The sequence below is a fragment of the Arthrobacter sp. Y3221157 genome, assembly GCF_059089865.1.
The window spans coordinates 1-2,831 of record NZ_JBNHFD010000171.1; the positions used below are offsets into that span (position 1 = coordinate 1).

1 protein-coding gene and 2 pseudogenes are annotated in these 2,831 nt (G+C 70.4%); 1 reads left to right on the top strand and 2 read right to left on the bottom strand.

What is annotated here, in order from left to right:
• Positions 1–1,215, bottom strand: a pseudogene (locus AC5RTT_RS20330) (S41 family peptidase); the annotation flags it as partial.
• A 72-nt stretch (positions 1,216–1,287) separates the two neighbouring features.
• Here AC5RTT_RS20330 and AC5RTT_RS20335 point away from each other — a divergent pair.
• Positions 1,288–2,199 carry a TIGR01777 family oxidoreductase gene (locus AC5RTT_RS20335; RefSeq protein ID WP_494146674.1) on the top strand — a complete coding sequence of 304 codons (912 nt, stop codon included), beginning with the start codon at positions 1,288–1,290 and terminating at the stop codon, positions 2,197–2,199.
• A 22-nt stretch (positions 2,200–2,221) separates the two neighbouring features.
• On the opposite strand, the pseudogene AC5RTT_RS20340 reads toward AC5RTT_RS20335, so the two are convergent.
• Positions 2,222–2,831, bottom strand: a pseudogene (locus tag AC5RTT_RS20340) (serine/threonine-protein kinase); the annotation flags it as partial.

Sequence of the window (2,831 nt, forward strand, 5' to 3'; positions counted from 1 at the left end):
GGCCGCGGGGACGGGCTGCGGGAGCACCGGCGCATCGCCGGCACCGTCGGCTGGAGTGGGCGCCTCCCCCGGCTTGGTGCCCGCCGGTCCGTCTTCCTGGACGGCGGGAGTGGCCTTGTGTTCAACCGCTGCCACGATGTCCCTGATGTGCAGGGCCTCCACGCCGCCATGGTCGGCGACATAGGCAATCCGGCCGTCGCCGAGTGGCCGTGGCAGGCGCCCGCGCACACCCGGTGTCGCCTCGACGATCCGGGACGGCCCGTCCTTGTGGCGGAGCCAGTGGATGGTGCCGTGCGCTTCCACGGCGCTGGCTGTCCCAGCGGTGTCCGGCACCACCGCGCCCAGGTGCTTTGAGGTCTTCAGCAGTGCCGGCCGCCGGGACTGGGAGGCGGAGCCCAGTGCGATGTCCAGCCGCACGGCGTCGGAGTCCAGGCTGTGCAGGATCCACAGTTCGCCGGCCGATTCGAAGATGACACGCTTTCCGTCGCTGGCGGCATGCCGGACGTAGAAGTCCTCGTGGTCCGTGTGGCGGCGCAGGTCGCTCCCGCCGGGAAGGACCGAATAGAGGTTGCCGTAGCCCTCATGGTCGGACAGGAAGGCGATACGGCCGTCCACCCACATAGGGTCCGCGAGGTTGCCGTCAAGGTCCGGCAGCAGCCGCTCGAACTCCCCGTTGCCGTCTGCGTCGATCCACAGCTTTCCTGCGGTGCCGCCCCGATAGCGCTTCCACCAGGCCGGTTCGCGGGACAGCACACTGCCCACCACCACGGGCCGTTCATCCCCCACCTCGGGCCCGAACGCCACCGACTCCACCGGGCCGAAGGGCAGCTCTTCGGCCCAGCCGCCCTCCACCGGGACACTGTAGGCGTAGGTATGCCGGCTTTCGGCCTGGCGGAAGGCGCTGGTCACCAGCACGGACCCGTTGGCCGTGAAACCCTTAACCCGGGTGGTGCTGTGGCCGAAGTACGTCAGCTGCCGGTAGTTACCGCCGTCGACGTCCGCGGCCACAACTTCCGGCGCCGTCCCCTGGACCACTGTCCACACCAGGCGCTTCCCGTCGGGCGTGAAACGGGGGTTGCGCGCGGGCAGCTGCAGGGAGGAGACCCGCCAGGCCCGGCCGCCCTCCAGCGGGGCGATCCACACGTCGTCCTCGGCCACGAAAGTGACCAGGTCACCATGCACATGCGGGTAACGGAAGTAGCTCGAAGAAGTCATCGTTTGATCATAGTCAACCCTCCCGCAGCCCTGCCGGAGGTGCCGCCGCCCGCCCCCGTGATGTGATGGAGCATGCGCATCGTTATGGCAGGAGCCTCCGGGCTGCTCGGAACCCACATGTCCGAAACTTTCCGCGGCGCCGGCCACGAGGTGACCGCCCTCGTCAGGAGCGAACCTTCCTCGAGCGGGGAAATCCGCTGGGATCCGGCCAACGGGCTGCTCGACCCCTCCGCACTGGCGGGGGCAGACGCCGTGGTGAATCTGTCAGGTGCCGGCATCGGCGACAGGCCATGGACGCGGAAGCGGGTTGATGAACTGTTCAGCTCGCGCCTTCAGCCGACCCGCACCCTCACGCAGGCAATGCGGCAACTGGACACGCCCCCGGCGGTATTCATCAGCCAGTCCGGCTCGGGGTACTACGGCGACGCCGGCAACACTGTCCTGCGGGAGGACGCTCCGCCGGGGTCGGGCATCCTGTCCCGGATCTGCGTGGAGTGGGAGGCCGCCGCGGCCACGGCGCCGTCCGGAGTCCGGGTTGTCGTGCCACGCACCGGTGTGGTTTTCAGCCGCTCCGGCGGGGCCCTCGGCAGGCTGTTGCCGCTGCTGCGGCTCGGCGTTGGCGGTCCCTTCGGCGATGGCAGGCAGTTCTGGCCCTGGGTCACCCTCCCGGACGTATCGGCCGCTTTCCTCTTCCTCCTGGAGTCTTCGGTCAGCGGCCCTGTCAACCTGTGCGCCCCCGAGGAGGCCGATGTCAACACCATCGTTGAAGCACTCGCCCGTGCCCTGCACCGTCCCGCCTCCTTCCGGGTTCCGGCGCCGGTGCTCCGGCTCGTGATGCGGAACCTGGCCGAAGAACTGCTGCTGTCCAGCCAGCGGATGGAACCCGCTGCCCTCTCGGGCGCGGGGTTCCGGTGGCAGCATCCGGCGCTGGGGCAGGCGGCCCAGTGGGTGGCCGGAATTGAGGGCGCCGAGGCTTTGGACTAGCCCGGCCAGTCCCGGCCGAGGTTCAGGACCCGGGCAGGATCTCGCTAATCCGCCACCTGCCGTCCACGGACGCCAGGACCAGGCGCAGGCGCTGGCCGCCGCTTGCCGCACCTGATGCAACCACCGTTCCTGCACGGTCCGTCTCCTCGTACGCAGAGGTGGCCGAGGTGGCGCTGACCACGGCACGTCCACCCGGGGCCACGTCTTCGGCCACTACGTCGGACAGGATGCTGGTGAACCCTGCCAGCACATGGCCTGAGCCGCGGAGCCTCTCCGCGGTCCCGCTGTCTGCGGCAGCCGCCGGTGAACCTGCCGCATTCACTTCATCCAGCAGTTCCAGCCTGCCGCTGGCGAACGCGTGGTCGCGGAGGGCCGCAAGTCCTGCCACAGCCACGGCAGGGTCCGGCGCCGCGGCGTGCTGCCTTGCCTCCCGGACCGTATCCGGGCCTGCACCCGCCTGGCCGGGAACAGCCGCAGTGCCGGCGGCCGGTCCGGCTGTGCTGCCGGGTTCAGCTGGCAGCAGGCCCGCCGGGGCCGCCGCCGCCATCCACCAGGCCACGGCCAGGGCCACGGCAGCGGCGGCAGGCATGACGAACGGCTTCAAGCAGTGCCTGCCCGGCAAGGCCCGGACC

Bases quoted from the DNA above. Each gene is read 5' to 3' on its own strand.
- AC5RTT_RS20335 (WP_494146674.1), top strand. From the start codon at position 1,288: ATGCGCATCGTTATGGCAGGAGCCTCCGGGCTGCTCGGAACCCACATG.